22 protein-coding genes, 1 pseudogene and 1 riboswitch are annotated in these 24,285 nt (G+C 72.6%); of the genes and pseudogenes, 16 read left to right on the forward strand and 7 right to left on the reverse strand.

Annotated elements, in window-relative coordinates:
• Positions 1–6 precede the first annotated feature (6 nt).
• From O7634_RS16895 to O7634_RS31905, 4 genes and pseudogenes are all read left to right on the forward strand, one after another.
• The gene (locus O7634_RS16895) at positions 7–1,431 is read left to right on the forward strand and encodes a pitrilysin family protein (RefSeq protein WP_278151078.1); all 1,425 of its coding nucleotides are present in this window, start codon (positions 7–9) and stop codon (positions 1,429–1,431) included.
• Positions 1,432–1,489: 58 nt separating this feature from the next.
• The gene (gene dapB / locus O7634_RS16900; protein WP_278151079.1) at positions 1,490–2,254 is read left to right on the forward strand and encodes a 4-hydroxy-tetrahydrodipicolinate reductase; all 765 of its coding nucleotides are present in this window, start codon (positions 1,490–1,492) and stop codon (positions 2,252–2,254) included.
• 105 nt (positions 2,255–2,359) lie between these two features.
• Complete coding sequence (locus tag O7634_RS16905; protein WP_278151080.1) at positions 2,360–2,530, forward strand: hypothetical protein; 171 nt, start codon at positions 2,360–2,362, stop codon at positions 2,528–2,530.
• Positions 2,531–2,548: 18 nt separating this feature from the next.
• Positions 2,549–2,674 (forward strand): annotated as a pseudogene (locus tag O7634_RS31905) (GNAT family N-acetyltransferase); the annotation flags it as partial.
• Between the two features lie 84 nt (positions 2,675–2,758).
• Here the strand turns inward: O7634_RS31905 and O7634_RS16910 are convergent.
• Positions 2,759–4,873 carry a glycogen debranching N-terminal domain-containing protein gene (locus O7634_RS16910; RefSeq protein ID WP_278151081.1) on the reverse strand — a complete coding sequence of 705 codons (2,115 nt, stop codon included), beginning with the start codon at positions 4,871–4,873 and terminating at the stop codon, positions 2,759–2,761.
• Positions 4,874–5,018: 145 nt separating this feature from the next.
• On the opposite strand from O7634_RS16910, the gene O7634_RS16915 reads away from it, so the two are divergent.
• From O7634_RS16915 to O7634_RS16930, 4 genes are all read left to right on the forward strand, one after another.
• Positions 5,019–6,002 (forward strand): LacI family DNA-binding transcriptional regulator, encoded by a 984-nt coding sequence (locus O7634_RS16915; RefSeq protein ID WP_278151082.1) that lies wholly within the window; start codon positions 5,019–5,021, stop codon positions 6,000–6,002.
• 24 nt (positions 6,003–6,026) lie between these two features.
• A complete protein-coding gene (locus O7634_RS16920; protein ID WP_278151083.1) occupies positions 6,027–7,277 on the forward strand; it encodes an extracellular solute-binding protein in 1,251 nt (416 codons plus the stop codon).
• Positions 7,278–7,381: 104 nt separating this feature from the next.
• The gene (locus O7634_RS16925) at positions 7,382–8,503 is read left to right on the forward strand and encodes a sugar ABC transporter permease (RefSeq protein WP_278151084.1); all 1,122 of its coding nucleotides are present in this window, start codon (positions 7,382–7,384) and stop codon (positions 8,501–8,503) included.
• Between the two features lies 1 nt (position 8,504).
• Positions 8,505–9,389: a carbohydrate ABC transporter permease gene (locus tag O7634_RS16930; RefSeq protein WP_278151085.1), complete on the forward strand. Its 885-nt coding sequence runs from the start codon at positions 8,505–8,507 to the stop codon at positions 9,387–9,389.
• Between the two features lie 39 nt (positions 9,390–9,428).
• Here O7634_RS16930 and O7634_RS16935 read toward each other — a convergent pair whose 3' ends face one another.
• Positions 9,429–10,010, reverse strand: a complete 582-nt coding sequence (locus O7634_RS16935; RefSeq protein ID WP_278151086.1) for a GNAT family N-acetyltransferase — start codon at positions 10,008–10,010, stop codon at positions 9,429–9,431.
• 35 nt (positions 10,011–10,045) lie between these two features.
• Between O7634_RS16935 and O7634_RS16940 the strand changes: the two genes are divergently transcribed.
• Positions 10,046–11,320, forward strand: a complete 1,275-nt coding sequence (locus tag O7634_RS16940; protein WP_278151087.1) for a glycosyltransferase 87 family protein — start codon at positions 10,046–10,048, stop codon at positions 11,318–11,320.
• On the opposite strand, the gene O7634_RS16945 is transcribed toward O7634_RS16940, so the two are convergent.
• Positions 11,219–11,770 (reverse strand): GNAT family N-acetyltransferase, encoded by a 552-nt coding sequence (locus O7634_RS16945; protein ID WP_278151088.1) that lies wholly within the window; start codon positions 11,768–11,770, stop codon positions 11,219–11,221. The genes O7634_RS16940 and O7634_RS16945 overlap by 102 nt on opposite strands.
• An 80-nt stretch (positions 11,771–11,850) precedes the next feature.
• Between O7634_RS16945 and O7634_RS16950 the strand changes: the two genes are divergently transcribed.
• From O7634_RS16950 to O7634_RS16970, 5 genes are all read left to right on the forward strand, one after another.
• On the forward strand, positions 11,851–13,080 hold the full coding sequence (locus O7634_RS16950) for a crosslink repair DNA glycosylase YcaQ family protein (protein ID WP_278151089.1): 1,230 nt from the start codon (positions 11,851–11,853) through the stop codon (positions 13,078–13,080).
• 4 nt (positions 13,081–13,084) lie between these two features.
• Entirely contained in the window at positions 13,085–13,705 is a 621-nt protein-coding gene (locus tag O7634_RS16955; protein ID WP_278151090.1) for a DUF2752 domain-containing protein, read from the forward strand.
• A 455-nt stretch (positions 13,706–14,160) separates the two neighbouring features.
• Positions 14,161–14,901, forward strand: a complete 741-nt coding sequence (gene thyX, locus O7634_RS16960; protein WP_278153990.1) for an FAD-dependent thymidylate synthase — start codon at positions 14,161–14,163, stop codon at positions 14,899–14,901.
• Between the two features lie 47 nt (positions 14,902–14,948).
• Positions 14,949–15,875 (forward strand): 4-hydroxy-tetrahydrodipicolinate synthase, encoded by a 927-nt coding sequence (dapA, locus tag O7634_RS16965; RefSeq protein WP_278151091.1) that lies wholly within the window; start codon positions 14,949–14,951, stop codon positions 15,873–15,875.
• A 52-nt stretch (positions 15,876–15,927) separates the two neighbouring features.
• Entirely contained in the window at positions 15,928–17,616 is a 1,689-nt protein-coding gene (locus O7634_RS16970; protein ID WP_278151092.1) for a ribonuclease J, read from the forward strand.
• A 62-nt stretch (positions 17,617–17,678) separates the two neighbouring features.
• On the opposite strand, the gene O7634_RS16975 is transcribed toward O7634_RS16970, so the two are convergent.
• Positions 17,679–19,229: a YbjN domain-containing protein gene (locus O7634_RS16975; protein WP_278153991.1), complete on the reverse strand. Its 1,551-nt coding sequence runs from the start codon at positions 19,227–19,229 to the stop codon at positions 17,679–17,681.
• An 89-nt stretch (positions 19,230–19,318) separates the two neighbouring features.
• Positions 19,319–19,798 carry a YbjN domain-containing protein gene (locus O7634_RS16980; protein ID WP_278151093.1) on the reverse strand — a complete coding sequence of 160 codons (480 nt, stop codon included), beginning with the start codon at positions 19,796–19,798 and terminating at the stop codon, positions 19,319–19,321.
• 113 nt (positions 19,799–19,911) lie between these two features.
• Here O7634_RS16980 and O7634_RS16985 point away from each other — a divergent pair, with 113 nt between their 5' ends.
• Complete coding sequence (locus tag O7634_RS16985) at positions 19,912–22,368, forward strand: DNA translocase FtsK (protein ID WP_278151094.1); 2,457 nt, start codon at positions 19,912–19,914, stop codon at positions 22,366–22,368.
• Between the two features lie 63 nt (positions 22,369–22,431).
• Here the strand turns inward: O7634_RS16985 and O7634_RS16990 are convergent, their stop codons facing one another.
• Together O7634_RS16990 and O7634_RS16995 are read right to left on the reverse strand one after the other, a co-directional pair.
• Entirely contained in the window at positions 22,432–22,677 is a 246-nt protein-coding gene (locus tag O7634_RS16990; protein WP_278151095.1) for a hypothetical protein, read from the reverse strand.
• Between the two features lie 82 nt (positions 22,678–22,759).
• The gene (locus tag O7634_RS16995) at positions 22,760–23,074 is read right to left on the reverse strand and encodes an SMR family transporter (RefSeq protein WP_278151096.1); all 315 of its coding nucleotides are present in this window, start codon (positions 23,072–23,074) and stop codon (positions 22,760–22,762) included.
• A 61-nt stretch (positions 23,075–23,135) separates the two neighbouring features.
• Positions 23,136–23,209, reverse strand: a riboswitch (guanidine-III (ykkC-III) riboswitch).
• Between the two features lie 93 nt (positions 23,210–23,302).
• Here O7634_RS16995 and O7634_RS17000 point away from each other — a divergent pair.
• Complete coding sequence (locus tag O7634_RS17000) at positions 23,303–24,226, forward strand: ornithine cyclodeaminase family protein (protein ID WP_278151097.1); 924 nt, start codon at positions 23,303–23,305, stop codon at positions 24,224–24,226.
• Positions 24,227–24,285: the final 59 nt, after the last annotated feature.

Here is a 24,285-nt window from a genome sequence, read left to right on the forward strand (position 1 = left end):
CACCACGTGAGTCGGGCCGTCAGCGCGCCGTTTCCACCGGATCGACGGGGGGTGGCCTCCGGCTGGCGGGCCAGCCGAGCGAGTCGAGTTCCGGCCGCCGGGACGGGCCGCTCCGGCGGCACCGCCCGCGCGGTGACCCGGACGCTCAGCGACGATCCGCTGGGCGGCACGGTACGTCGTACCGTGCTGCCCAGCGGCCTGCGCGTGCTCACCGAGGCGATCCCGGCGATGCGCAGCGTCTCGTTCGGCATCTGGGTGGCGGTCGGCTCGCGGGACGAGACCGGCCCGCAGGCGGGTGCCGCGCACTTCCTCGAACACCTGCTCTTCAAGGGGACCCACAAGCGCACCGCGCTGGAGATCTCCTCGCAGATCGAGGCGGTCGGGGGTGAGACCAACGCGTTCACCACGAAGGAATACACCTGCTACTACGCGCGGGTGCTGGACGAGGACCTGCCGCTCGCCGTCGACGTCATGTGCGACCTGGTCGCCGACTCGCTGTTGGAGCCGGCCGACGTCGAGACCGAGCGTGGCGTGATCCTGGAAGAGATCGCCATGCACGACGACGAGCCCGGTGACGAGGTGCACGACCTCTTCGTCGAGGCCGTCTACGGTGAGCACCCGCTCGGTCGGCTGATCTCCGGCACCGCCGAGACCGTCACCCCGATGACCCGGCGGCAGATCCAGGGCTTCTACCGCAGCCGCTACACCGCGCCGCAGATCGTCATCGCCGCCGCCGGCAACCTGGACCACGCCGCGGTGGTCAAGATGGTCCGGCAGGCCGTGCGCGGCACCCCGCTGGACAGTGACCCGGCCAGCCCGGCCCCGCACCGCCCGGCGACCCCCGGGGTACGCACCAGGCCGCCGACCACTGTGGTCGAGCCGAAGGAGACCGAGCAGGCGCACGTGATCCTCGGCTGCCCCGGCATCGACCGCCTCGACGAGCGCCGCTTCGCGCTCGGGGTGCTCAACAACGTGCTCGGCGGCGGCATGTCCAGCCGGCTGTTCCAGGAGATCCGCGAGCAGCGCGGCCTGGCCTACTCGGTCTACTCCTACGCCAGCCAGTACGCCGACAGCGGCCTGTTCGCCGTCTACGCCGGCTGCGCGCCGGGCAAGGTGGACGAGGTGCTGGCCCTGACCCGCGCCGAGCTGGCCCGGGTGGCCGCCGACGGGTTGACCGAGGCCGAGGTGGCCCGGGGCAAGGGGATGAGCAAGGGCTCCTTCGTGCTCGGCCTGGAGGACACCGGCTCCCGGATGAGCCGGCTGGCCAAGGGCGAGCTGCTCTACGGCGATCTGATGCCTGTCGACGAGCTGCTCCGCCGGGTCGACGGGGTGACGGTGGAGGACGTGAACGTCCTGGCCGCCGAGCTGCTCAGCCGGCCGATGTCGTTGGCCGTGGTGGGTCCGTTCGGCGCTGGCGACTTCGCCGTCTGATCGGCCGCGCCACCGGTCGGGGGAAGACCCGCGTCCTGATTGGGATAGGTTGTGCCCCGTGACTGACGAGCAGGAGAAGACCGCGGCCGGGCCGGTGCGGGTCGGCGTTTTCGGCGCGCGCGGCCGGATGGGCATCGAGGTCTGCAAGGCGGTGGAGTCGGCCGACGACCTCGTTCTGACGGCGTCGATCGACCAGGGCGACGACCGTTCCGGTGTCGCCGCCGACGTGGTCGTCGACTTCACCACGCCGAGCGTCGTCATGGACAACCTCGAGTGGTGCATCGACCAGGGCATCAGCGCTGTGGTCGGCACGACCGGCTTCACCGAGCAGCGGCTGGAGCAGGTGCGCGCCTGGCTGGCCCGCCGTCCCGAGGTGGGTGTGGTGATCGCCCCGAACTTCGGCATCGGCGCGGTGCTGATGATGCAGTTCGCCGCGCGCGCCGCCCGACACTTCGAGTCCGTCGAGATCATCGAGCAGCACCACCCGCGCAAACTGGACGCTCCGAGCGGCACCGCCACGCACACCGCCCGGCAGATCGCCCGGGCCCGCGCCGAGGCCGGCCTCGGCCCGGTGCCGGACGCCACCACCGACGAGGTGCCGGGCGCGCGCGGCGCCGACATCGACGGGGTACGTGTGCACGCGGTGCGCGCCACCGGCCTCGTCGCGCACCAGGAGGTGCTCTTCGGCGGCACCGGCGAGACGCTGACCATCCGGCACGACTCGTACGACCGGGTGTCGTTCATGCCGGGTGTCCTGCTGGCCGTCCGGGCGGTGGGTGACCGTCCCGGCCTCACCGTCGGTCTGGACGCCCTGCTCGACTGAGCACTGCGCCCCGCCGCTCGTCGTAGCCCAGATCTTGGACACTTTCGTCAGCGCCTGACGGAAAGTGTCCAAGATCTCTGAGCGCCGGCCGGGTAGCATCCGCCGATGATCGATGGTGGACACCGGGACCGGACCGGGCGGCGGATCACGCTCCGGTCGGTCGACGACGACAACTGGCGGGCGGTGGCCGACGTCGCCCCGCGCGACGACCAGCGCCGGTTCGTGGCCGCGCTGGGCGCGCGTTACCTGCTGCTCAGCATGCGCTCCGAGGTGTGAAACTCGCTCGCCGTCTACGCCGACGAGACAGTCGTCGGGCACGTCATGTGGGGTGTGGACGACGACGGCTCGCACTGGATCGGCGGCATGCTGATCGACGCCGCCGAGCAGGGCCGGGGCGTCGGCCGGGCCACGGCCTTCTGATCACCCCGCCCCGCCCCACCCTGACCCCGTTGATCATGAAGTTATCGCCATGACACGCCGCGTGGAGTGACAACAACTTCATGATCAACCGAGGGAAGAGCGGGCTGGGGTGGGGCGGCGTGGGGTGGGGAGGGTGGGGAGTTGCGTCAGCGAGGTGGGGAGATTGGTGACTGTGGCGTTGCCGGTGCGGTCGACGGTCACCGTCACCGGGGCGCCGGCCACGCGGAGGTTGGCCACGTGCAGCGCGCCGAGTTCGGGACCGGCCAGGGGCGTCAGCTGGACAGTCCCGTTCGGCACGTCCGGATAGAGGCCGGCCGCCGCCTGGAGCAGCAGCACCGCGCCCGCCGCGGCCCACGCCTGTGGACGGCAGGCAGCCGGGTACGGCACCGGGCGGGTCAGCAGCGCGCGGTCGTCGCCGCCGTACAGCTCGGGCATCCGGTAGTCGAACGCCTCGGCGGCGCCGAGCAGCCCCTCGGCCAGGCCGAGCGCGGCCTCCCGGTGCCCGGCGCGGGCCAGCCCACCGAGCACGATCGCGGTGTCGTGGGTCCAGATCGAACCGCAGTGGTACGACAGCGGGCTGAAGCCGGCGTCGTCGGTGGCCATGGTCCGCAGCCCGAAACCGCCGGCGAGGGCGTCGGTGGTGAGCAGTCTGGCGACCTGGGCCTCCTCGTCGCCGTCGAGCAGGCCGGTGCCGAGCAGGTGGCCGATGTTGCTGGTCAGCGAGTCGACGGGACGCTTGTCCCGGTCGAGGGCGAGGGCGGGTTGCGGACCGTACCGGCCGTCCACCCAGAAGCTGTCCCGGAACCGGCGGACCAACCCGGCGGCGTGCTCGCGCCAGCGGTCCCCGCCCGGCCGGCCGAAGGCGTCCAGCAGGGCGGCGCCGTTCACCGCGGCCTCGTGCGCGTACCCCTGCACCTCGGCCAGCACGATCGGCGCGCTGGCCAGGGTGCCGTCGTGGAAGCGGACGGCGTCACCGGAGTCCTTCCAGCCCTGGTTGGACAGCCCGTGGCCGGTGGTGTCGACGTACTCGACAAGGCCGTCGCCGTCCGGGTCGGCGTGCTCGCCGAGCCAGCCCAGCGCCGCTTCCAGGTGCGGCAGCAGCGGCTCGATCTGCTCGGCGGGCAGGCCCCAGCGCCAGGCGTCGTGCAGCAGGTTGACCCAGAGCATCGTCGCGTCGACGGTGCCGTAGTAGGCGGGCGGGAGGCGCAGACCATTGCCGGGCACCGCGAACTCGTGCCGGCGCAGCTCGTGCAGGATCTTGCCGGGGGCCTCGCCGGTCGCCGGGTCGACCCGGGTTCCCTGCCGGCGGGCGAGCACGCGCAGGGTGCCGGCGGCCAGGTCGGTGCCGAGCGGCAGCATCATCCGGGCGGCCCAGAGGCTGTCCCGGCCGAACAGGGTGAGGAACCAGGGCACCCCGGCGGCGAGGAACACGTCGGCGGGGGCGCCGGTCTCGGCCAGTCGTAGGCCGCGCAGGTCGTCGAGGCTGCGGTGCAGCAGGCGGACCAGTCGCCGGTCGTCGGCGGTCACCTCGGGCCGGGACCACTCCGGCTCGCCGGCCGGGCCCACGACGACGGCGCGCGGGTCCTCGACGGTCAGTTGCCAGCTCAGCACGGTCTCGCCGCCGGGAGGCAGGTCGACAGGCCAGGCCAGTCGGGGCGTCGTGGCGCGCTCGCCGGTGGCGTGCAGGTCCGCGCCGGGCGCGGTGACGGTGACGGTGATCCCGTTCGCCGACCAGGTGAGCGCGCCGGGATGGCCGGTCTTGGCCTCTAGCGCGGCGGCGGTTCCTCCGGACTTGACCGTCTCGATGGGGGCGAGGTCGCAGCCGAGGTCGATGGTGACGGTGGCCCGTACGCCGACGGTGGCGGTGGAGACGATCCGCAGTTCCTCGGTGAGGCCGTCGCGGGTGACCCGGCGGAGTCGGTCGACGCGGACTGTCGGGTCCGGCGTGGGGTCGCCGAGCCAGCGGGCCAGGCTCACGAACCGTGCGCCGTGCGGGCCGTCGTCGCCACGGGTCAGTCCTTCGAGTTCCCGCTCGTCGACGCGCAGCTCGGCGCGGGAGAGCACCCGGGCGTCGGCGTGGAAGACGCCCTGGACGCCGGTCGGGCGGATCTGCCCGGTCGCGTCCCCCAGCGCGCTGGTCGGGGCGAGGACCGCCCCGGCCAACTCGTGCAGGAGGGGTTGCAGCAGGCGTTCGGTCACGGTGTGGCTCCAGATCCTCGGGGTGCGGGGCGGATGTCTTGACATCGCGGCCCGGGCCGTGCAAAGTGCGAAACATTCCAGAAACTTGAACGATCTAATCCTGCCTTATCCAAATTGGATCGTTCAAGATGGCGAGAGGGATTAAGTGGCCGAAAAGGTGACCATAGCGACGGTGGCCCGGCACGCCCGAGTGAGCCGCCAAACAGTCTCCAACGTGCTCAACAGCCCGCACATCGTGCGGCAGGAGACCCGTGAGCGGGTCGAGCAGGCCATCGCCGCGCTCGGCTACCGGGCCAACCAGGCCGCCCGACAGATGCGCACCGGACGATCCCGACTCATCGCCGCCCGCATCGAGCCGACCCGCGACGGCATCAACGGCTCGGTGCTCGACCGCTTCCTGCACGGCCTCACCGAGACCGCCGACGCCGCCGGCTACCGGGTGCTGCTCTACACCGCCACCGACCACGACCGGGAGATCGCCACCTACGACGACCTGCTCGGCACGTACGAGCTGGACGCGTTCGTGCTGGTCGGCACCACCCACGACGACCCGCGCACCGCCTGGCTCACCGAGCGCGGGGTGCCGTTCGTGACGTTCGGCCGCCCGTGGGACGCCCTCGACGCGCATCCGTGGGTCGACGTCGACGGTGCCGCCGGCACCGCCCTGGCCACCCGACACCTGCTGGACGCCGGCCACCGACGGATCGCGTTCCTCGGCTGGCCGGTCGGCTCCGGCGTCGGCGACGACCGGCGTGCCGGCTGGCACGACACGCTGCGCGCGGCCGGCGTCGATCCGACCGGGCTGCACCGGGAGACCGAGGACGGCATCGCCGAGGGCGAACGGCTGATGCGTGACCTGGTCGCCGCGGGGCCGACAGCGGTGGTCTGCGCCAGCGACTCCCTCGCCCTCGGCGCGCTCCAGGCGGTCCGCGGCGTCCACCCGCAGGTGTCGGTGATCGGGTTCGACGACACACCGGTGGCCGCCGCGGTCGGGCTGACCAGCGTCAGCCAACCGCTCGGCGAGGCCGCCGCCCGCTGCGTGGACCTGCTCACCGGCGTCCTCGACGACGACCAGACTTCCGCCCCCGTGCTGCTCCAGCCCTCGCTGGCGCTGCGGCACACCGCGTAACCCACCCCCCACCAGGAGAGAACCATGGCACCTCGAACAATCACCCGCGCCGCGGTCGCCGGCCTCGCGGCCGTCGCGCTGCTCGGCTCCGCGGCCTGTGGCAGCGGCTTCGACGACTCCTCCGGCGACACCACCCAGTCCAGTGGCCCGGCCAGCCTGCAGATCCTCATCGGCTCGTCCGGCGACGCGGAGACCAAGGCGGTGCAGGAGGCCGCGGCGAAGTGGGCCAGCGGCTCCGGCAACACCGCGACGGTCACGCCCGCCCAGGACCTCACGCAGCAGCTCGGTCAGTCGCTGGCCGGCGGCACCCCGCCGGATGTCTTCTACGTGGACGCGGCCCAGTTCGCCGACTACGCCAGCGTCGGCGCGCTGGAGCCGTACGGCGACAAGATCAGCAACTCGGGCGACTTCTACGAGAGCCTGCGCACCACCTTCACCTACGACGGCAAGCTCTACTGCGCGCCCAAGGACTTCTCCACCCTGGCCCTTCAGATCAACACGGACCTGTGGGCCAAGGCCGGGCTGACCGACGCCGACGTGCCGACCACCTGGGAGCAGCTCACCGCCGTCGCCCAGAAGATCAAGGCGAAGGGGCAGGTCCCGCTCGCCCTCGGCGACACCCGGGACCGGATCGGCGCGTTCATGGTGCAGAACGGCGGCTGGCTGACCAGCAAGGACGGCAAGCAGCCCACCGCCGACACCCCGGAGAACCTGGCCGCTCTCCAGTACGTCAAGACCATGCTCAGCACCGGCCTGGCCAAGTACCCGAAGCAGCTCGACGCCGGCTGGTCCGGTGAGGCGTTCGGCAAGGGCAAGGCGGTGATGACCATCGAGGGCAACTGGATCAAGGGTGCCCTGCAGAACGACTTCCCGAACGTGAAGTACAAGGTCGTGGCGCTGCCGGCCGGTCCGAAGGGGCAGGGCACGCTCTCCTTCACCCAGTGCTGGGGTGTTGCCGCGAAGAGCAGGTACAAGGACCAGGCGATCAAGTTCGTCGAGGCGATGACCAGCGGCGAGCAGCAGATGACGTTCGCCAAGGCGTTCGGCGTCATGCCGTCGCGGCAGTCCGCGGGCGCGCAGTACACCAGCGCCTTCCCGGCCGACAAGCCGTTCATCGACGGCGCCGCGTACGCCCAGGGCCCGGTGAACGCTCCGAAGATGGACAGCGTCCTCAAGGACCTGGACACCGGCCTGCAGGGTCTGGCCAACGGTGACCCGAAGACCATCCTGCAGAACTTCGACAAGAACGCCAAGGCGGCGCTCGGCGCCAGCTGAGGTGCCGGCGGGGCCCAGGCGAACGCCCGGGCCCCGCCGCACATCCGCGATCCCGGCGCGGGCGCGTGTCCGCCGGGAGAACCCGAGAGAGGAAGGGAGGAACGATGGCGACCGAGACACTGACCGCCGTGGCGACCACGCCCGGGGCGGGCCCCCGCCGACGTCGTGGCGGCATCCGGAGCAACGAGACAGTCGCGGGCTGGCTCTTCGTCGCGCCGGTGATCGTCATCCTGGGGCTGTTCCTGCTGTTGCCGATCCTGATGGCGCTCTGGGTGAGCCTGACCGACTGGAACGGCCAGGGCAGCCCCTTCACCGGCCGGGTCCCGTTCGTCGGAGCAGACAACTACACCAGGCTGTTCACCGAGGACGGGCTGGCCCGCCGCGACTTCATGACCAGCATCCGCAACAACATCTACTACGTGGCGATAGTGGTGCCGGCGCAGACGGTGCTCGCGCTGGGGCTGGCCCTGGTCGTCAACAACCGGATGCTCAAGGGCAAGAGCTTCTTCCGCAGCGCGTTCTACTTCCCCTCGGTGACCAGCTCGGTCGCGATCAGCGTGGTGTTCCTGTTCCTCTTCGCCAACTCCGGCGCGGTGAACGCGCTGCTCGGCGTCCTCGGCATCGACGGACCGGAGTGGTTCGCCGACTCCCGGGGCGTGCTGCACCTGCTGTTCGGCGCGGTCGGCGTCGACTCGCCCCCGGCGGCGCTGACCGACGGTGGCCCGTTCGGGCTGACCTGGTGGGAGTGGTTGGCCGGCCCCAGCGTGGCGATGATCTCGATCATCACCCTGGTCGTCTGGACCACCTCCGGCACGTTCATGCTGATGTTCCTGGCCGGTCTGCAGAACGTGCCGGTCGCGTTGGACGAGGCCAGCACCCTCGACGGCGCGTCCCGGTGGCAGCGCTTCCGGCACGTCACGCTGCCGCTGCTGCGACCCACCACCTTCCTGGTGCTCACCCTCGGCATGATCGGCTCCTGGCAGGTCTTCGACCAGGTGTACGTGATGAGCCAGGGCGACCCGGCCAAGACCACGCTCACCCCCGCCTACCTGTCGTACCGGACCGCCTTCCGGGACTTCGACTACGGCGCCGGCGCGGCGATCTCGTTCGTCCTGTTCCTGATCATCATCGTGCTCACGCTGGTCCAGCGCCGGGCGCTGGCCGAGCGGGACACCGACCGGCCGCGCCGCGGCTGGCGGCGTCGGCGCGTACCGGAGGGGTCCTGAGATGGCAGTGCTCACCGACCGCCCGGCGGGGCCCGCGCGGCCCGACCACCGCGCGGCCCGCACCCTGGTCACCCGCTTCCTGGGGTACGCGACGCTGGTCTTCTTCGGACTGGTGTTCCTCTACCCGTTCGTCATCCAGATCGGCAACGCGTTCAAGACCGAGCCGGACGCGGCGGCGAACCCGCTGTCGCCGTTCCCGGACCCGCTCACGGTCGCCGGCTTCGAGCGCGTCTTCGCCGGCACCAACTTCCCCCTCTGGCTGGGCAACTCGCTGCTGGTGACGGTGCTGGTCACCGTCGGCCGGGTGTTCTTCGACTCGCTCGCCGGGTACGCGCTGGCCCGGCTGCGGTTCCGGGGCCGATCCGGGCTGTTCGCCGCCGTCATCGCGGTGATGGCGGTGCCCGGGGTGGTGCTGCTGATCCCGAAGTTCCTGGTGCTCAACCAGCTCGGCCTCTACAACAGCTACGCCGGTCTGGTGGTGCCGTTGCTGGCCGACGCGGCGGGCGTGTTCATCATGAAGCAGTTCTTCGAGTCGATCCCGGTCAGCGTCGAGGAGGCCGCCCGGATCGACGGGGCGAGCATCTTCCGCACCTTCTGGTCGGTGGTGCTGCCGATGGCGAAACCGGCGCTGATCACCCTGACCATCCTGTCGTTCCAGGGCTCCTGGAACGAGTTCCCGCACAGTCTCGTGTCGGTGCAGGACCCGGATCTGTTCACCCTGCCGCGCGGCCTGGCCGACCTGGTCAGCGGCTCACTCGGCAAGGGCACCCAGTACCCGCTGAAGCTGGGCGCCGCGCTGCTGGCCACCATCCCGGTGGCGATCATCTTCGTGGTGTTCCAGCGGTACTTCGTCCGGGACGCCAACGACGGCGCCGACAAGGGCTGACCGCGGTCGGTGCGGCGGCCGCACGGCCGCCGCACCGGCTCACTCGGTCGGAACCTTCTCGGCCGGGACGGCCACGTGCAGGCGCACCTGGGGCACCAGCATGTCGTCGACGTCCAGCGCGCGGGCCGCGCCGTCGGGCTCCCAGCCGGTGCTGGTGAGGAACGCACGGGTCGCCTCGTCACCGTCGAACGCCCACGCCACCGCCCGACCCATCCCGTCCTCCCGCCACAGGTCGACGCTCGCGGCGAGCAGCCGACTGCCGTGTCCGCGCCGGCCCCAGCGCGGCTCGACCAGCAGGTCGGTCACCGCCGCCACGTCCGGCCCGAGCGCGTCGGCCGGCTCACCCGGGGCCAACGCCTCGGCGTCGGCCGGACCGGAGGCGGCGAACCCCACCAGATACGATTGCTCGGCCTGTTCGACGGCGACCAGCACCCGGTGCGCGCCCGAGGGCGGCTCCAGCACGGCGGCGCTCCACCGCCGGGCGAGGAACGCCTCGTCCAGGTTGTCGAGCACATGCCGAGGCAGGATCCGGCGGTACGCGACCCGCCAGGTCGCGAGCTGGATGCGTGCGATCTCGCCGGCGTCCTCGGGACGCGCCGGGCGGACGTACCCGAGAGCCATGGGACGGAAGCCTACGCAGGGCGGGGGAGGCGACGGTGGTGCAGGGTGCCAACAGGACGATCGCGCAGGTCGTCGGGGTGGTGGCGCTCGCCGCCGCGGTCGCCGCGTTCCTCGCCGTCGCCGCCGTCCGGCACGGCTTCTTCGACCTGAAGGTCTACTACGGCGCGTTGACGTGGTGGGTGCACAACGGCGGCGAGATCTACGACTACCTCAAGCCGAACACCCAGTACGGCTTCACCTACCCGCCGTTCGCCGCGCTGGTCATGCTGCCGATGGCGTTCCTGCCCTGGACGGCGGCGATCGTGGTGAGCGTGCTCGCCAGCGTGGTCACCACCACAGTGGTGCTGTGGTGGCTGGTCGACCCGATCGCCCGGCGTGCCGGCTGGACCCGCTGGTTCGCCCTCGCCGTGGCGCTCTGCCTCGCCGCCGCGTTCGAGCCGATGCGCGAGACCGTCAACTTCGGCCAGGTCAACACGCTGCTGCTGTTCCTGGTGGCGGTGGACCTGCTGCGGCTGCTGCCGGCGGGTAGCCGGTGGACCGGGGCGGCCATCGGGCTCGCCACCGCCATCAAACTGACCCCGGGCATCTTCGTCGTCTACCTGCTGGTGACCGGGCGGTGGCGGGCCGCGCTCACCGCCAGCGGCACCGCCGCCGGGGTGTCGCTGCTGGCCGGCGCGCTCTTCCCGGACGCGTCCCGGGAGTTCTGGACCGAGGCGCTGTGGAACACCGGACGCGTCGGTGAGCTGGCCTTCGTCTCCAACCAGTCACTGCGCGGCGTGGTCGCCCGGCTCGACCCGCAGCACCCGAGCACCCTGCTGTGGTTGCTGCTGGTGCTCGGCACCCTGGCGCTCTGGGCCTGGCGGTCGCGGGCCGCCGTCGCCGCCGGCGACGAGGCGACCGGCCTGGCGCTCACCGGCGCGGTGATGTGCCTGGTCAGCCCGGTCACCTGGGTGCACCACCTGGTCTGGCTGCTGCCCGCGCTGATCCTGCTGGTGGACAACGCGATGGCCGCGCCGGCCGGCCGCCGCCGGTGGGTCCTGCTGGTCGCCGCGACCATCGGGTACGCGCTGCTGATCAGCCGGACCGTCTGGTACTGGGAGAAGGACTTCACCGGTGTCGACGGTTTCCTGGGCAGCAACGCGTACGTGTGGATCAGCCTGGCGCTGCTGGCCTTCCTGCCGATCCGCCGGTGGCTGACGCCGGGCGGGTCAACCGTCGAGGCGTCCGGCGTACCGCAGCTCGACCAGCCCGACCGGCGGGTGCCCACCGGCCAGCGGCACCTGGTAGGTCGACCGCTCACCGTCCGCTGACAGCCCGACGCGCTCGCAGAACCGGCGGGCCCGCCGGTTGTCCGCCAGCACCCACGCCCGGTATCCGGTCCAGCCCCGCTCGCTGAGCCCGGCGTGGGCGGCGGCCAGCAGCGCGACGGCGGTTCCGTCGCCCCAGCGGGCCGGCTCCACGTAGAGCGCCACCACCTCGCCCACCGTCGGGTCCAGGTCGTCCCGGTCCTGGTTGCGGCGGTACGGCCCGAAGGTGGTGAAGCCGACGACCGACCCGTCCGCCTCACCGAGCAGTGTGGTGAACGGGTGCTCCGGATCCGCGGTGCCGACATCCCGGCGGCGCTGCGCCCAGGCCAGCACGTTCAGCCGCCGCAGCACCTCGTCCGGCATGAAGCCGGCGTAGCCCGCCTGCCAACCGTGCACGTGCACCCGGGCGACCGCCTCGGCGTCGTCCGGCTCCTCAGGGCGGATGGTCAGCATTGCACCGTTCTATGCCCCGATGACGGTCCGAGTCCAGCTTCCCGCACCGGCGTCGTACCAATGAATTAGGGTCGCCGGCGATGACCGCACCGGAATCGCTCTCGCTCGCCCAGGCCCGCCGGGTGGCGCTCGCCGCCCAGGGCTTCGCCGACCCGGCGCCGACCGGCGTGCCCACCCGCCGGCACCTACGCCGGGTGCTCGACCGGGTCGGGCTGATCCAGATGGACTCGGTGAACGTGCTGCGCCGCGCGCACTACCTGCCGCTCTACAGCCGACTCGGGCCCTACCCGACCACGCTGCTCGACCAGGCCGCCTACCGCCGGCCGCGCGAGCTGTTCGAATACTGGGGCCACGAGGCGTCACTGGTCCCGGTCGCCCTGCACCCGGTGCTGCGCTGGCGGATGGCCCGGGCGCGCAGCGAGTCCTGGGGCGGCATGCGGCGGATCGCCCAGGAACAGCCCGAGCTGGTCGCCTGGGTCCGGGACGAGGTGGCCGCCCGGGGGCCGTTGACCGCCGCCGAGATCGAGCACGACGCGCCCCGGGAGACCGGCAACTGGGGCTGGAACTGGTCGGCGGTCAAGCAGGCCCTGGAGTTTTTGTTCTGGGCGGGCGAGGTGACCGCCGCCGAGCGCAGCACCTCGTTCGCCCGCCGCTACGACCTGCCGGAGCGGGTGCTGCCGGCGGCGGTGCTGGCCGCGCCCACCCCTACCGACGCCGAGGCGTACCGCACGCTGGTGGGCCTCGCCGCCCGGTCGCTCGGGGTGGCCGCCGAGCCCGAGCTGCGCGACTACTTCCGGCTGCCGGTGGCCGGTGCCCGGCAGGCCGTCGCGGAGCTGGCCGAGGCCGGTGAGCTGGTGCCGGTCACGGTGGCCGGCTGGCGGCAGCCGGCCTGGCTGCACGCGTCCGCCCGACTGCCCCGGTGGGTGCGCGGCAACACCCTGGTCAGCCCCTTCGACCCGCTGATCTGGGAACGGGCCCGCACCGAGCGGCTCTTCGACTTCAGCTACCGGATCGAGATCTACGTCCCGGCGCCCCAGCGCGTCTACGGCTACTACGTGTTGCCCTTCCTCCAGGGCGAGCGGTTCACCGCCCGGGTCGACCTCAAGGCCGACCGCAGGGCCGGAGTGCTGTTGGTGCCGGCGGCCTGGGTCGAGCCCGGCGCCGACCCGGGGGAGACCGCAGTGGCGCTCGCCGCCGAGCTGTACCGGCTCGCCGGGTGGCTCGGCCTGGACGCGGTCGCGCCACCCGCCGCCGGTGACCTGGCTGGCCCGCTCACCGCCGCGTTGGCCGGCGTGTCCGGTGTACCGTGAGCGCGTGACGAGCGCTCCCGGACCGGTCGACCAGCCGCAGCCCGCCCCCGGCGCGGCGCACCCGGCCGCCCTGGCCGACGCTGCTCCCGGCGGTTTCGGCGCCGACGGCGCGGGCTCCGGCGGACCGGTTGCCCAGGGCTGGCCGACCACTTCACCGGGTGGCTACCCGGCACCCGAGCCGGACCGGCTCACCCGCTTCGTGCTGAAGGTCTACGAGCGGTCGCCGCGCTGGGCGGTGCCGCTGGCCGCGCTCGGCTGCGTCGCCCTCGGCATGGCCTACGCGCTGGTCAGCAACCCGACCCACGCCGACCCGGACGCCGCGCCCAGCTGTCTGCTCAAGTTGACCACCGGGCTGGACTGCCCGGGCTGCGGCGGCACCCGCGCGCTCTGGTACGTGCTGCACGGCGACCTGCCGGCCGCTGCCCGGCACCACTTTTTGTTCGTCTTCGCGCTGCCGTTTTTGGCGTACCTCTTCGTGGCCTGGGCGGGAAACCAGGCCTTCGGTTGGCGACTGCCGGAGCTGCGACTCAGCTCCAAGGTGATCGGCGGTTTCCTGGGCGCGTGGCTGGCCTTCTCGGTGCTGCGCAACCTGCCCTGGGCGCCGTTCACCTCGCTCTACGTCTGACCTGCCCCACCGCCGCCCCGGTGATCGACTCGGTTTTCAGGAAACCGGGCGATCCATTCGCCCCGCACACCCCCGACTCCCGGAAACCTGAGTCGATCACCGATGCCGGCTGCGCACCCCCGCGCCTCCGAAGCGCGACGGCCGACCCCGGCCTACCCCAAGATCGTGCTCGATCCCGGATGTCGCGGTGTCAGGCGCGCCGGATGCCACTCCATCCAGGATGTTGCGCGATCTTGCTGGTGGGGGCGGCTGACGGGCCGTTCAGGTGCGGGGTCGGCGGGACCGCGGGGGCGTCGGCTGGCCCTTGCCCCAGATCCGGGGCAGCTCTACAGGCAGCCAGGCAACCCCCACGGACCGCCGCGGAACCGGGCGTGGCCGTCGAGACCTTGAACACCAACCGGCCCCGGTGATTCGGAAAGAAGTCGCCGGCCACTACAGTCCCAGGAATGCCGGACATGGTGCAGCCCCAGGTCAAGTTGATCGCGTGGACCCAATTCGCGGCCCCGGACGACGTGCCGTGGTCGACCGACGCGGAGGGTGGCCAGGCGCTCGCCGAGTTCGCCGGCCGGGCCTGCTACCAGTCGTGGAAGAAGCCGAATCCGGCGACCGCCACCAACGCGGGTTATCTGGCGCACATCCTCGAGGTCGGCCACCTCAGTGTGCTGGAGCACGGGTCGGTGACCTTCTACTTCACCGGGGTGTCGCGCTCCTTCACGCACGAGCTGATCCGGCACCGGCACTTCTCCTACTCGCAGCTGTCCCAGCGTTACGTCCCGGAGCGCGACGCGGCGATGGTCGAGCCGGCGGTCATCGCCGACGACCCGGAGCTGCACAAGAAGTTCGTCGAGGCCGCCGAGGCGAGCGTCCGGGCGTACACCGAGTTGCTGGAGGGGCTCGAGCAGCGCTTCTCCGACGAGCCGAACCCGACGCTGCGGCGCAAGCAGGCCCGGCAGGCGGCTCGGGCGGTGCTGCCCAACGCCACCGAGACCCGGATCGTGGTCACCGGCAACTACCGGGCCTGGCGGCACTTCATCGCGATGCGCGCCACCGAGCACGCCGACGTGGAGATCCGCGAGCTGGCCGTGGAGTGCCTGCGCCAGCTACAGGGGGTGGCGCCGAACGTGTTCGCCGACTTCGTGATTTCCACGCTGCCGGACGGCACCGAGGTGGCGGCCAGCCCGCACGAGGCGTCCTGAGCCCTTCCCCGGCGGGCTCCGGCTGGTCGTCCGCTAGGTTGGAGGGTATGACGCACGACCACCTCGACGCCGCCGCCCGACCGGCGTCCCGCCCCTTCGGCCGGGTTCTCACGGCCATGGTGAGCCCGTTCACCGCCGACGGTTCGCTGGACCTGGACGGTGCCGCCCGGCTGGCGAGCCACCTGGTCGACGAGCAGGGCAACGACGCGCTGGTCGTCAACGGCACCACCGGCGAATCGCCGACCACCACCGACGCGGAGAAGGAACGCCTGATCCGGGCCGTGGTGGAGGCCGTCGGTGACCGTGCCAAGGTGGTCGCCGGGGTCGGCACCAACGACACCCGGCACACCATCGAGCTGGCCGCCGCCGCCGAGAAGGCGGGCGCGCACGGCCTGCTGGTGGTCACCCCGTACTACAACAAGCCGCCGCAGAGCGGGTTGCTGCGGCACTTCACCGCGGTCGCCGACGCCAGCAGCCTGCCCGTGATGCTGTACGACATCCCGCACCGCTCCGGCGTGCCGATCGAGACCGAGACGCTGGTCCGGCTCGCCGAGCACGGCCGGATCGTCGCGGTCAAGGACGCCAAGGGCGACCTGACCGCCACGAGCTGGGTCACCAGCCGGACCAGCCTCGCCTACTACAGCGGCGAGGACGCGCTCACCCTGCCGGCGCTGGCCGTCGGCTGCGTGGGCGTGGTCGGCACCTCGACGCACTTCACCGGGGCGCTGACCGCACAGCTCATCGACGGGTACGACGCGGGGGACATGCCGGCCGCGCTCGCCCTGCACCGGCGGCTGCTGCCGCTGTTCACCGGCATCTTCCGTACCCAGGGCACCATCCTGGTGAAGGCCGGCCTCGCGGCGCTGGGCCTGCCGGGCGGCCCGGTGCGGCCCCCGCTGGTGGACGCCACCAACGACGAGATCGCCCGACTGCGCGCGGACTTCGCGGCGGCGGGCCTGGAGCTGCCCGAATGAACGAACGACACGAAGGACGCCGGGTGACGGCGTCGCAGAATGAGGTGGACGCGTGACCGAGGCGCACATCGAGGCGGAACTACCCCCGCCGCTGCCGGAAGGTGGCCTGCGGATCATCCCGCTCGGCGGGCTCGGCGCCATCGGTCGGAACATGACCGTCTTCGAGTACGACGGCAAGCTGCTGATCGTCGACTGCGGGGTGCTCTTCCCCGACGTCGAGCAGCCCGGCGTGGACCTGATCCTGCCCGACTTCGGTCCCATCCTGGACCGGCTGGCCGACATCCAGGCGATCGTGCTGACCCACGGCCACGAGGACCACATCGGCGCGGTGCCGTACCTGCTCGCCCACAAGCCCGACATCCCGCTGGTCGGCTCGCAGTTCACCCTCGCCCTGGTCGAGGCGAAGCTCGCCGAGCGGCGGATCCAGCCCTACACGCTCACCGTGCGGGAGGGCGGCCGGGAGCGGCTCGGCCCGTTCGAGTGCGAGTTCTTCGCGGTGAACCACTCGATCCCGGACGCCCTCGCGGTGGCCATCCGCACCCCCGCCGGCCTGGTGCTGCACACCGGCGACTTCAAGATGGACCAGCTCCCGCTGGACGGCCGGATCACCGATCTGGCCGGCTTCGCCCGGCTCGGGGCGGAGGGCGTCGACCTGCTGCTGTCCGACTCCACGAACGCGGAGATCCCCGGCTTCGTCACCCCGGAGCGGGAGATCGGGCCGGTCCTCGACTCGATCTTCGCGAAGGCCAAGGGCCGGATCATCGTGGCCTCGTTCGCCTCCCACGTGCACCGGGTGCAGCAGGTCTTCGACTCCGCCGTCGAGCACGGCCGCAAGGTCGCGCTGATCGGCCGTTCCATGGTCCGCAACATGGGCATCGCCCGGGACCTCGGCCTGCTCAACATCCCGGCCGGCCTGGTCATCGGGATCGAGGAGGCGACCACGCTGCCGCCGGAGCAGATCGTGCTGATGTCCACCGGTTCGCAGGGTGAGCCGATGAGCGCGCTGGGCCGGATGGCCAGCGGCGACCACCGGCACATCACCATCGCCCCCGGCGACACCGTCGTGCTCGCCTCCTCGCTGGTGCCCGGCAACGAGACCTCGGTCTACCGGGTGATCAACCGGCTGGCCCGGGCCGGCGCGGTGGTCGTGCACAAGGACGTGGCGAAGGTGCACGTCTCCGGCCACGCCCCCGCCGGAGAACTGCTCTACCTGCTCAACGTGGTCCGGCCCAGCAACCTGATGCCGGTGCACGGCGAGTGGCGTCACCTGCGGGCGCACGCCCGGCTCGGCATCGAGTCCGGGGTCGCCCCGGACCGGGTGGTGCTCTGCGAGGACGGCGACGTGGTCGACCTGGTCGAGGGCCGCGCCAGCCTGGTCGGGCACGTGAAGAGCCGCTACGTGTACGTGGATGGCCTCGCCGTCGGTGACGTCAGCGAGTCGCTGCTCACCGAACGGCGCATCCTCGGTGACGGCGGCTTCATCGCCACCACGGTGGTCGTCGACTCGGTCACCGGCAAGGTGGTCGCCGGTCCGACGCTGTCCGCGAAGGGCTTCTCCGAGGACCCGGAAGCGTTCAACCCGGTGATCCCGCTGGTCACCGAGGCGCTCAACCGGGCCGCGGCGGACGGTATCACCGACCCGCACCAGCTCCAGCAGATCGTCCGGCGGACCGTGGGTCGGTGGGTGAACGACGCGTACCGCCGTCGGCCGATGATCGTGCCCTCGGTGGTCGAGGTCTGAGCAACCGCGCCGACGCCGGTCCGCCCTCCGCGGGTGGGCCGGCGTCGCCGCGTAGAGCGCGGTCAGGGCAGGGCGGCGACCGCCTCGGCGTACGCGACGCCGGTCGCGATGGCGGCGTCCACCAGCACCCGTAGCTGCGCCGGGGCGACGCCGTGCGCCAGGTCGGTGGCCACGTCGCCGGCGAGCACCAGCTCGTCGCCGAGGTCGTGCGCGTACGCCTTGGGCAGCAGCCGGTCGTGGTTCCACGCGTTGCAGAACGCGTACGCCTCGGCCCGGCGGGCCGTCGGCAGCCGACGGTTTGCCATCGCGCGGGCGTGCAGGACCTCGCCCCGTTCACCGGCCCGACGGAACTGGATCACCGCGCCGTCCCAGTGGCCGACCACTGTGTCGTCCTCGTCCACCCGGTAGGTGTCGCCACGCCCGTCGAGCACGGCCGTGATCAGGTCGAGGGAGAGCGCCGCCAGCTCGCCGTCGCCCGGCCCGTCCACCTCGCCGGGGTGCCCGCCGGGCTGGTCGACGTCGTCGGGGGGCAGCGGGACCGGCGCCGCGAGCGGCCGTTCGGCCAGCCAGGCGGCCATCCGCCCGGCGTGGTGCCCGGTGCCGTTGCGCGCGTCGAAGCTGCCGGCCAGGTCGCCGGCGACCCCGACCAGCACCGCCCCGAGCGCGGTGACGTCCAGCTCACCGGCCGCCCGCTCGCCGTACGCCGGGCGGGGGATGGTCCGGCCGCCCAGCCCGGCGTCGGTGGCCAGGCCGCAGACCAGCGCTCCGGCGGCGGCGAACTCCATGGCGGCGAGGTCGTCGGACGCCCGGTCCAGCCGGGGCAGCTGCTCGGCCAGGATGGTCAGCCCCCGTTCCAGGTGCCCGCCCAACGCGCAGAACCGCAGGTGCGCGGCGAGGTGCGCAAACGCCCCGCGCTCGTGCCGGTGCCGGCGGTACGCGCGCACGTGCGCCGCCGCCGCCCGTTCCGGCTCACCCAGGCGCAGCGCGGGTAACAGGCCGGCCACCAGGTCGCGTTCGGGTTGGTCGGTGCAGGCGGCCGGATCGTCGGACGCGTCGAGTTCGGCCCGCGCCGCGGCCCACTCGCCCCAGCCGGCGAGCACCTCGGCGCGCCGGGCCGAGGCGCAGCCGGGGCAGCCGCCGGCCGGACCGGGGCGCTGCCCGGCCCACCGCTCGTACCAGTGCCGGGCGGTCGGCTCGTCGCCCAGGTGGTCGGCGATCCGGCAGTGCAGCTCCGCGACCGTCGGCGTGTCCGCGCCGTCCGCGCCGACCCGGTGCGCCAGGTCGTGCAGCAGGGACCGGGTCTGGTCCAGCCCGACCCGGGGCGTGGTGAGCAGCGCCTCCACCGCGTACCTCTGGTAGCGCAGCAGGAGGGCGGCCTCGGCGGCGGTGAGCAGGTCGGGCCGGTGGTCGGCGGCGGCCCGGCAGCGCCGGACCGGCTCGACCAGTCGCCAGCGTTCCCCGTGCAGCAGGTACGCCTCGATCAGCGCGAACCGCGCGTCCATCCCGTAGCGGACGTCCCCCGCCGCGTCGGCGCGCTCGGCGAGCCGTTCCAGGGCCACCTGGCGGGCCGGGCCGTCAGGGAGGTCCCGGGCGTCGGCGAGCGCGGCCGCCATCGCCGGTACGCGGGTGCCGTGGTCGGTGGGAGGCGGGCCGACGCGGGCCGCCCGGTCGGCGCGGCCGCCGGTGTGCTCGGCCGGACCGGTCACGACGGCACCGCGCCGGGCAGCCGGCGGACCGCCACCGCGAGTTGGCAGCCGGTGGAGATGCCGCAGTCGAGCAGGTGGTCGAGCTGGTGCGGGGTCACCCCGCGCTCCAGGTCGGTGATCACCTCTCCGTAGACCCGCGCCCGGCCGCCGTCGTCGACGTGCACGAACGCCTTGGGCCAGAGCCGGTCGTGATTCCACGAGTTGCAGAACGCGTAGAGATCGGGCACCCACTCGATGCCGAAGGTCGGGCCGACCATGGTGCGGATCTGGAGCAGCTCGCCGTCGCGTCCGAGGCGGAGGAACCAGATCAGGTTGCCGTCGACGTGACCGACCAGCTCGCCGTCCGGGGTCCGGCCGACGGGCCGGTCGCGGGCGGCCAGCACCGCGGCGACCAGTTCGTCGGTCAGTGGCCGTAGCGTGCCCGGGTGCCCGGCCAACGGATCACCCGGATCGCCCTCGATCTCCGGCGACGCCATGGGGCATCCCTTCTGAGGCGGATATCACGACCGGCGGTGGGGTTCGTGTTGCGACGCGCGGACACGACCCGGAAAAGCGGGGATCTGCCCGGCCCCACCGTTACCGTGACTCTATGGCGGGCCGTACCTCTCAGGCGAGCCGGCGGCGCGGCGCGTCGCCGCGCGGTGGCACCAACAGTCGTGCCCGTCAACCGGCGAAGAAGACCCGGGCGCCGGTCCGACGGCGCACCGCGCCCCCGCGGCCCGGCCCGGCCGTCTACGTTGGTCGGGCGGTCGGCGCACTGTGGATGGGGCTGGCGCACGGGATGGGCTGGGCCGTGCGGGCCGCCGGGCGGCAGGCCGCCTCGGCGCGTGACCTCGACCCGGAGCACCGTCGCGACGGGGCCGGTCTGTTCATGTTCGGGCTCGCCCTGCTCAGCGCGGTGGCGCTCTGGCTCTCCGGCGCGGGTCCGGTGGGTGCCCGACTCGCCGACTCGGTCCGTCTCTTCCTCGGCGCGATCTCGGTGGTCGTGCCGGTGCTGTTGGGCATCGGGGCGTGGCGGCTGATGCGGCAGCCGGCGGACCCGGAGCACCGGGGTCGCGGGCTGATCGGCTGGGGTTCCCTGCTGGTGTCGACGGCCGCGCTGCTCCACATCGGTCAGGCCCCGGCCGACCCGCTGCAACGCGACTTCGCGGGCGGCCTGGTCGGCGCGGGTGTCGGCGGGCTGCTGGAGCGGGCGGTGACGGCCTGGGTGGCGGTGCCGCTGCTGATCCTGCTGCTGCTGTTCGGCCTGCTCGTGGTGACCGCTACGCCGATCAACAAGATCCCCGAGCGGCTGGGCCTGCTCGCCGGCGGGCTGGTCGCGCCACCGGAGAGCGCCGAGGAAGTGGAGGAGCCGGCGGCCCGGCCGGCGCGCCGCCGACCCGCCAAGCGGACGCCCTCGCCGGTGGACCCGGACGACTTCGAGGACCTGGACGGCGTGGACCTCCAGGAGACCATGGTGCTGCCGCGCAAGTCGGCACCGAAGGTGCCGGCCAGCCGCAAGCCACCGGTCGAGCCGCCGGAGCACTCGCCCGCACCGACCCGGGCCGAACAACTCGCGCTGACCGGCCTGGCGGGGGACTACACGCTGCCGCCGGCCAACATGCTCAGCACCGGGGCTGCCGCGAAGACCCGCAGCAAGGCGAACGACGACGTGATCGCCGCCCTGACCGGCGTGTTCGACCAGTTCGATGTGGACGCCGCCGTGACCGGCTTCACCCGTGGCCCGACCGTGACCCGGTACGAGGTGGAGCTGGGCCACGGCGTCAAGGTCGAACGGATCACCCAGCTCTCCCGCAACATCGCGTACGCGGTGAAGTCGCCGGACGTGCGCATCCTGAGCCCGATCCCGGGCAAGAGCGCGGTCGGCGTGGAGATCCCGAACACCGACCCGGAGAACGTCGCGCTGGGCGACGTGCTGCGGTCGCGGGCGGCGACGAGCGACCACCACCCGATGGTGGTGGCGCTCGGCAAGGACATCGAGGGTGGCTACGTGGTGGCCAACCTCGCCAAGATGCCGCACATCCTGATCGCCGGCGCCACCGGCGCGGGCAAGTCCAGCTGCCTCAACAGCCTGCTGGTGTCCATCCTCACCCGGGCCACCCCGGACGAGGTGCGGCTGCTGCTGATCGACCCGAAGCGGGTCGAGATGACCGGCTACGAGGGCATTCCCCACCTGGTCACCCCGATCGTGACGAACGCCAAGAAGGCCGCCGACTCGCTGGACTGGGTGGTCCGCGAGATGGACATGCGCTACGACGACCTCGCCGCCAACGGGGTACGCCACATCGACGACTTCAACCGCAAGGTCCGCAACGGCGAGATCACGGCGCCGCCGGGCAGCGAGCGGGAGATGCGTCCGTACCCGTACCTGTTGGTGATCGTGGACGAGCTGGCCGACCTGATGATGGTCGCGCCGCGCGACGTGGAGGACTCGGTCGTCCGCATCACCCAGCTCGCCCGGGCCGCCGGCATCCACCTAGTGCTGGCCACCCAGCGCCCCTCGGTCGACGTGGTGACCGGCCTGATCAAGGCGAACGTGCCGTCCCGGCTGGCGTTCGCCACCTCGTCCCTCGCGGACTCCCGGGTCATCCTCGACCAGCCGGGCGCGGAGAAGCTGCTCGGCCGTGGCGACGGCCTCTTCCTGCCGATGGGCGCCTCCAAGCCGGTACGCATCCAGGGCGCCTGGGTCACCGAGCGGGAGATCGCCGACGTGGTGAAGTTCTGCAAGGACCAGCGTGAGCCGGAGTTCCGCCCGGACGTGCTGACCCCGGCGCAGGACAACAAGAAGAAGATCGACGAGGACATCGGCGACGACCTGGACCTGCTGGTGCAGGCGGTGGAGCTGGTGGTCACGTCGCAGTTCGGCTCGACCTCGATGCTCCAACGCAAGCTGCGTGTCGGTTTCGCGAAGGCGGGACGCCTGATGGACCTGATGGAGACCCGTGGCGTGGTCGGGCCGTCCGAGGGGTCGAAGGCGCGCGACGTCCTGGTGAAGCCGGACGAGCTGGAGGAGGTCCTGGTCGGCCTCCGCGGCGACGGGGACTGACCACCCGATCCCGGACGCACGACGGGCCCGCCGGCATCCGGCGGGCCCGTGCTGTGTGGACGATCAGTTGTTGATCAGCGCGGCGATGACCACCAGGCCGATGATCGCGGCGACGACGCTGGCCGCGGCGGCGTACCAGCCCAGCGGCTTGTCACCGAGCACCGCGCCGACGACGCCCGCGATGACGCCGAGCACACCGAAGATGATCGGGTTGAGCAGCAACGCGAGGACCGCGAAGACGAAGCCCACGATGGTGAGGATGCGGGCGGCGTTGCTGCGGGGACGGGCGGTGCTCGGCATGTCGGCCATGTCTTCCTCCTGGTGAGAGCCTGTCGTGACGAATCGATCACTACCCACTGTGGGGGCTCGTCACGCCTGCCTGCCGGGCACCTCAGTGGAAGATCTTGAGACCGACCACGCCGGCGACCACCAGCAGCAGCGAGAGGACGCGGGGCAGGCTCGCCGACTCGCCGAGCGCCAGCATCCCGACCAGCGCGGTGCCGACCGCGCCGATACCGACCCAGACGGCGTAGCCGGTGCCGACCGGGATGGTGCGCAGCGCGTACGCCAGCCCGGCCATGCTCAGCGCCAGGGTCACCACGAACACCACGGACGGGATCAGCCGGCTGAGGCCGGCGCTGCGGTCCAGGGCGATCGCCCAGGCCGTCTCCAGAAACCCCGAGAGCACGAGTACGAGCCAGGCCATCGTTCACCTCACCGGAAGTGCCCGGGGCTGCCGCACCGGGACGAGACGGGTCCGCGTGTCACACGGGGCGTCTTGGCCTGACCGGGTACGCCCACGACTCGTCCGGAGCGGCCACCGGCATCCCGGGGCCACCGCCACCGACGCTAGCACCGCATCCGATCGCCGGGCGGTGACAGTGACCACCGTGCTGTTGACCTCTACGTGACTTCAACTTGCACTATTGGCGTCATGACAGTGCTCTACGCCGACCGCGACGTCGCCGCCGCGCTGGACGCCGCCACCACGGTCGACGCCATGCGCGCCGCCGTCCTGGCCGCGTACGAGGGACGCCTGATCGCCCCGCCCCGGGCGACAGCGCCGCTGGGCGGCGGACGGATGGTGCTCACCGCCGGGCACCTGGTCGGCGAGTGGTACGGCTTCCGCTCGTACGACACGTTCGGCCACCCGCAGGGCGAGCAACTGGTGGTGCTGCACGACGCCCGGACCGGCGCGATCCGGGCCGTCGCCGTCGGCGAGGAGCTGGGCTCCCGGCGTACCGGAGGGTTGGGCGGCGTGGCCGTCGACGCGCTGGCCCGCCCCGACGCGGCCAGCCTCGGTGTGCTCGGCTCCGGCGCGCAGGCGTGGACGCAGGTCTGGGCCGCCGCGGCGGTCCGACCGCTGCGGGAGGTGGTGGTGCACAGCCGCTCCGCCGCGCGTCGGGACGCCTTCGCCGCCCGCGTCCGCGGCGAGCTGGGTGTGCCGGCCCGCAGCGCCGCCGATCCGGGTGCCGCCGTCGCCGGGCGGGACATCGTGGTGCTCGCGACCACCAGCCCGACACCGGTCCTACGCGCCGCCGACCTGAGCCCCGGCACGCACGTCAACGCTGTCGGCTTCAAGCAGCGCGATCGCAGCGAGTTCGGCACCGACCTGCTGGACCGCGCCGAGGTGCTGGCCACCGACTCGCCGGCCCAGGCGGCGAACTACCGGCCGCCGATGCTCGCGGCGACACCGGCGTACGCCGGGCGGTTGCACGACCTGGGCGCGATCCTGGCCGGGGCCGTCGCCGGCCGGACCACGGCGGACCAGGTCTCCGTCTTCTGCTCCACCGGCCTGGCCGGCACGGAGGTGTTCCTGCTCGACGCGCTGACCCGGCTGGGCGCCGCCACACGGTGACCACCACCGGGCGCCGGCGACCGGCTGCGCCGAGCGGTCCCACCGCCCGCGTGCGTGGG

Source organism: Micromonospora sp. WMMD1120, assembly GCF_029626235.1.
GTDB lineage: Bacteria > Actinomycetota > Actinomycetes > Mycobacteriales > Micromonosporaceae > Micromonospora.

Bases quoted from the DNA above. Each gene is read 5' to 3' on its own strand.
- O7634_RS16975 (WP_278153991.1), bottom strand. From the start codon at position 19,229: ATGGCGGCCGCGCTCGCCGACGCCCGGGACCTCCCTGACGGCCCGGCC.
- O7634_RS16925 (WP_278151084.1), top strand. From the start codon at position 7,382: ATGGCGACCGAGACACTGACCGCCGTGGCGACCACGCCCGGGGCGGGC.
- dapA (WP_278151091.1), top strand. From the start codon at position 14,949: ATGACGCACGACCACCTCGACGCCGCCGCCCGACCGGCGTCCCGCCCC.
- thyX (WP_278153990.1), top strand. From the start codon at position 14,161: ATGGTGCAGCCCCAGGTCAAGTTGATCGCGTGGACCCAATTCGCGGCC.
- O7634_RS16935 (WP_278151086.1), bottom strand. From the start codon at position 10,010: ATGGCTCTCGGGTACGTCCGCCCGGCGCGTCCCGAGGACGCCGGCGAG.
- O7634_RS16995 (WP_278151096.1), bottom strand. From the start codon at position 23,074: ATGGCCTGGCTCGTACTCGTGCTCTCGGGGTTTCTGGAGACGGCCTGG.
- O7634_RS17000 (WP_278151097.1), top strand. From the start codon at position 23,303: ATGACAGTGCTCTACGCCGACCGCGACGTCGCCGCCGCGCTGGACGCC.
- O7634_RS16920 (WP_278151083.1), top strand. From the start codon at position 6,027: ATGGCACCTCGAACAATCACCCGCGCCGCGGTCGCCGGCCTCGCGGCC.
- O7634_RS16945 (WP_278151088.1), bottom strand. From the start codon at position 11,770: ATGCTGACCATCCGCCCTGAGGAGCCGGACGACGCCGAGGCGGTCGCC.
- O7634_RS16930 (WP_278151085.1), top strand. From the start codon at position 8,505: ATGGCAGTGCTCACCGACCGCCCGGCGGGGCCCGCGCGGCCCGACCAC.
- O7634_RS16980 (WP_278151093.1), bottom strand. From the start codon at position 19,798: ATGGCGTCGCCGGAGATCGAGGGCGATCCGGGTGATCCGTTGGCCGGG.
- O7634_RS16950 (WP_278151089.1), top strand. From the start codon at position 11,851: ATGACCGCACCGGAATCGCTCTCGCTCGCCCAGGCCCGCCGGGTGGCG.
- O7634_RS16990 (WP_278151095.1), bottom strand. From the start codon at position 22,677: ATGGCCGACATGCCGAGCACCGCCCGTCCCCGCAGCAACGCCGCCCGC.
- O7634_RS16905 (WP_278151080.1), top strand. From the start codon at position 2,360: ATGATCGATGGTGGACACCGGGACCGGACCGGGCGGCGGATCACGCTC.
- O7634_RS16985 (WP_278151094.1), top strand. From the start codon at position 19,912: ATGGCGGGCCGTACCTCTCAGGCGAGCCGGCGGCGCGGCGCGTCGCCG.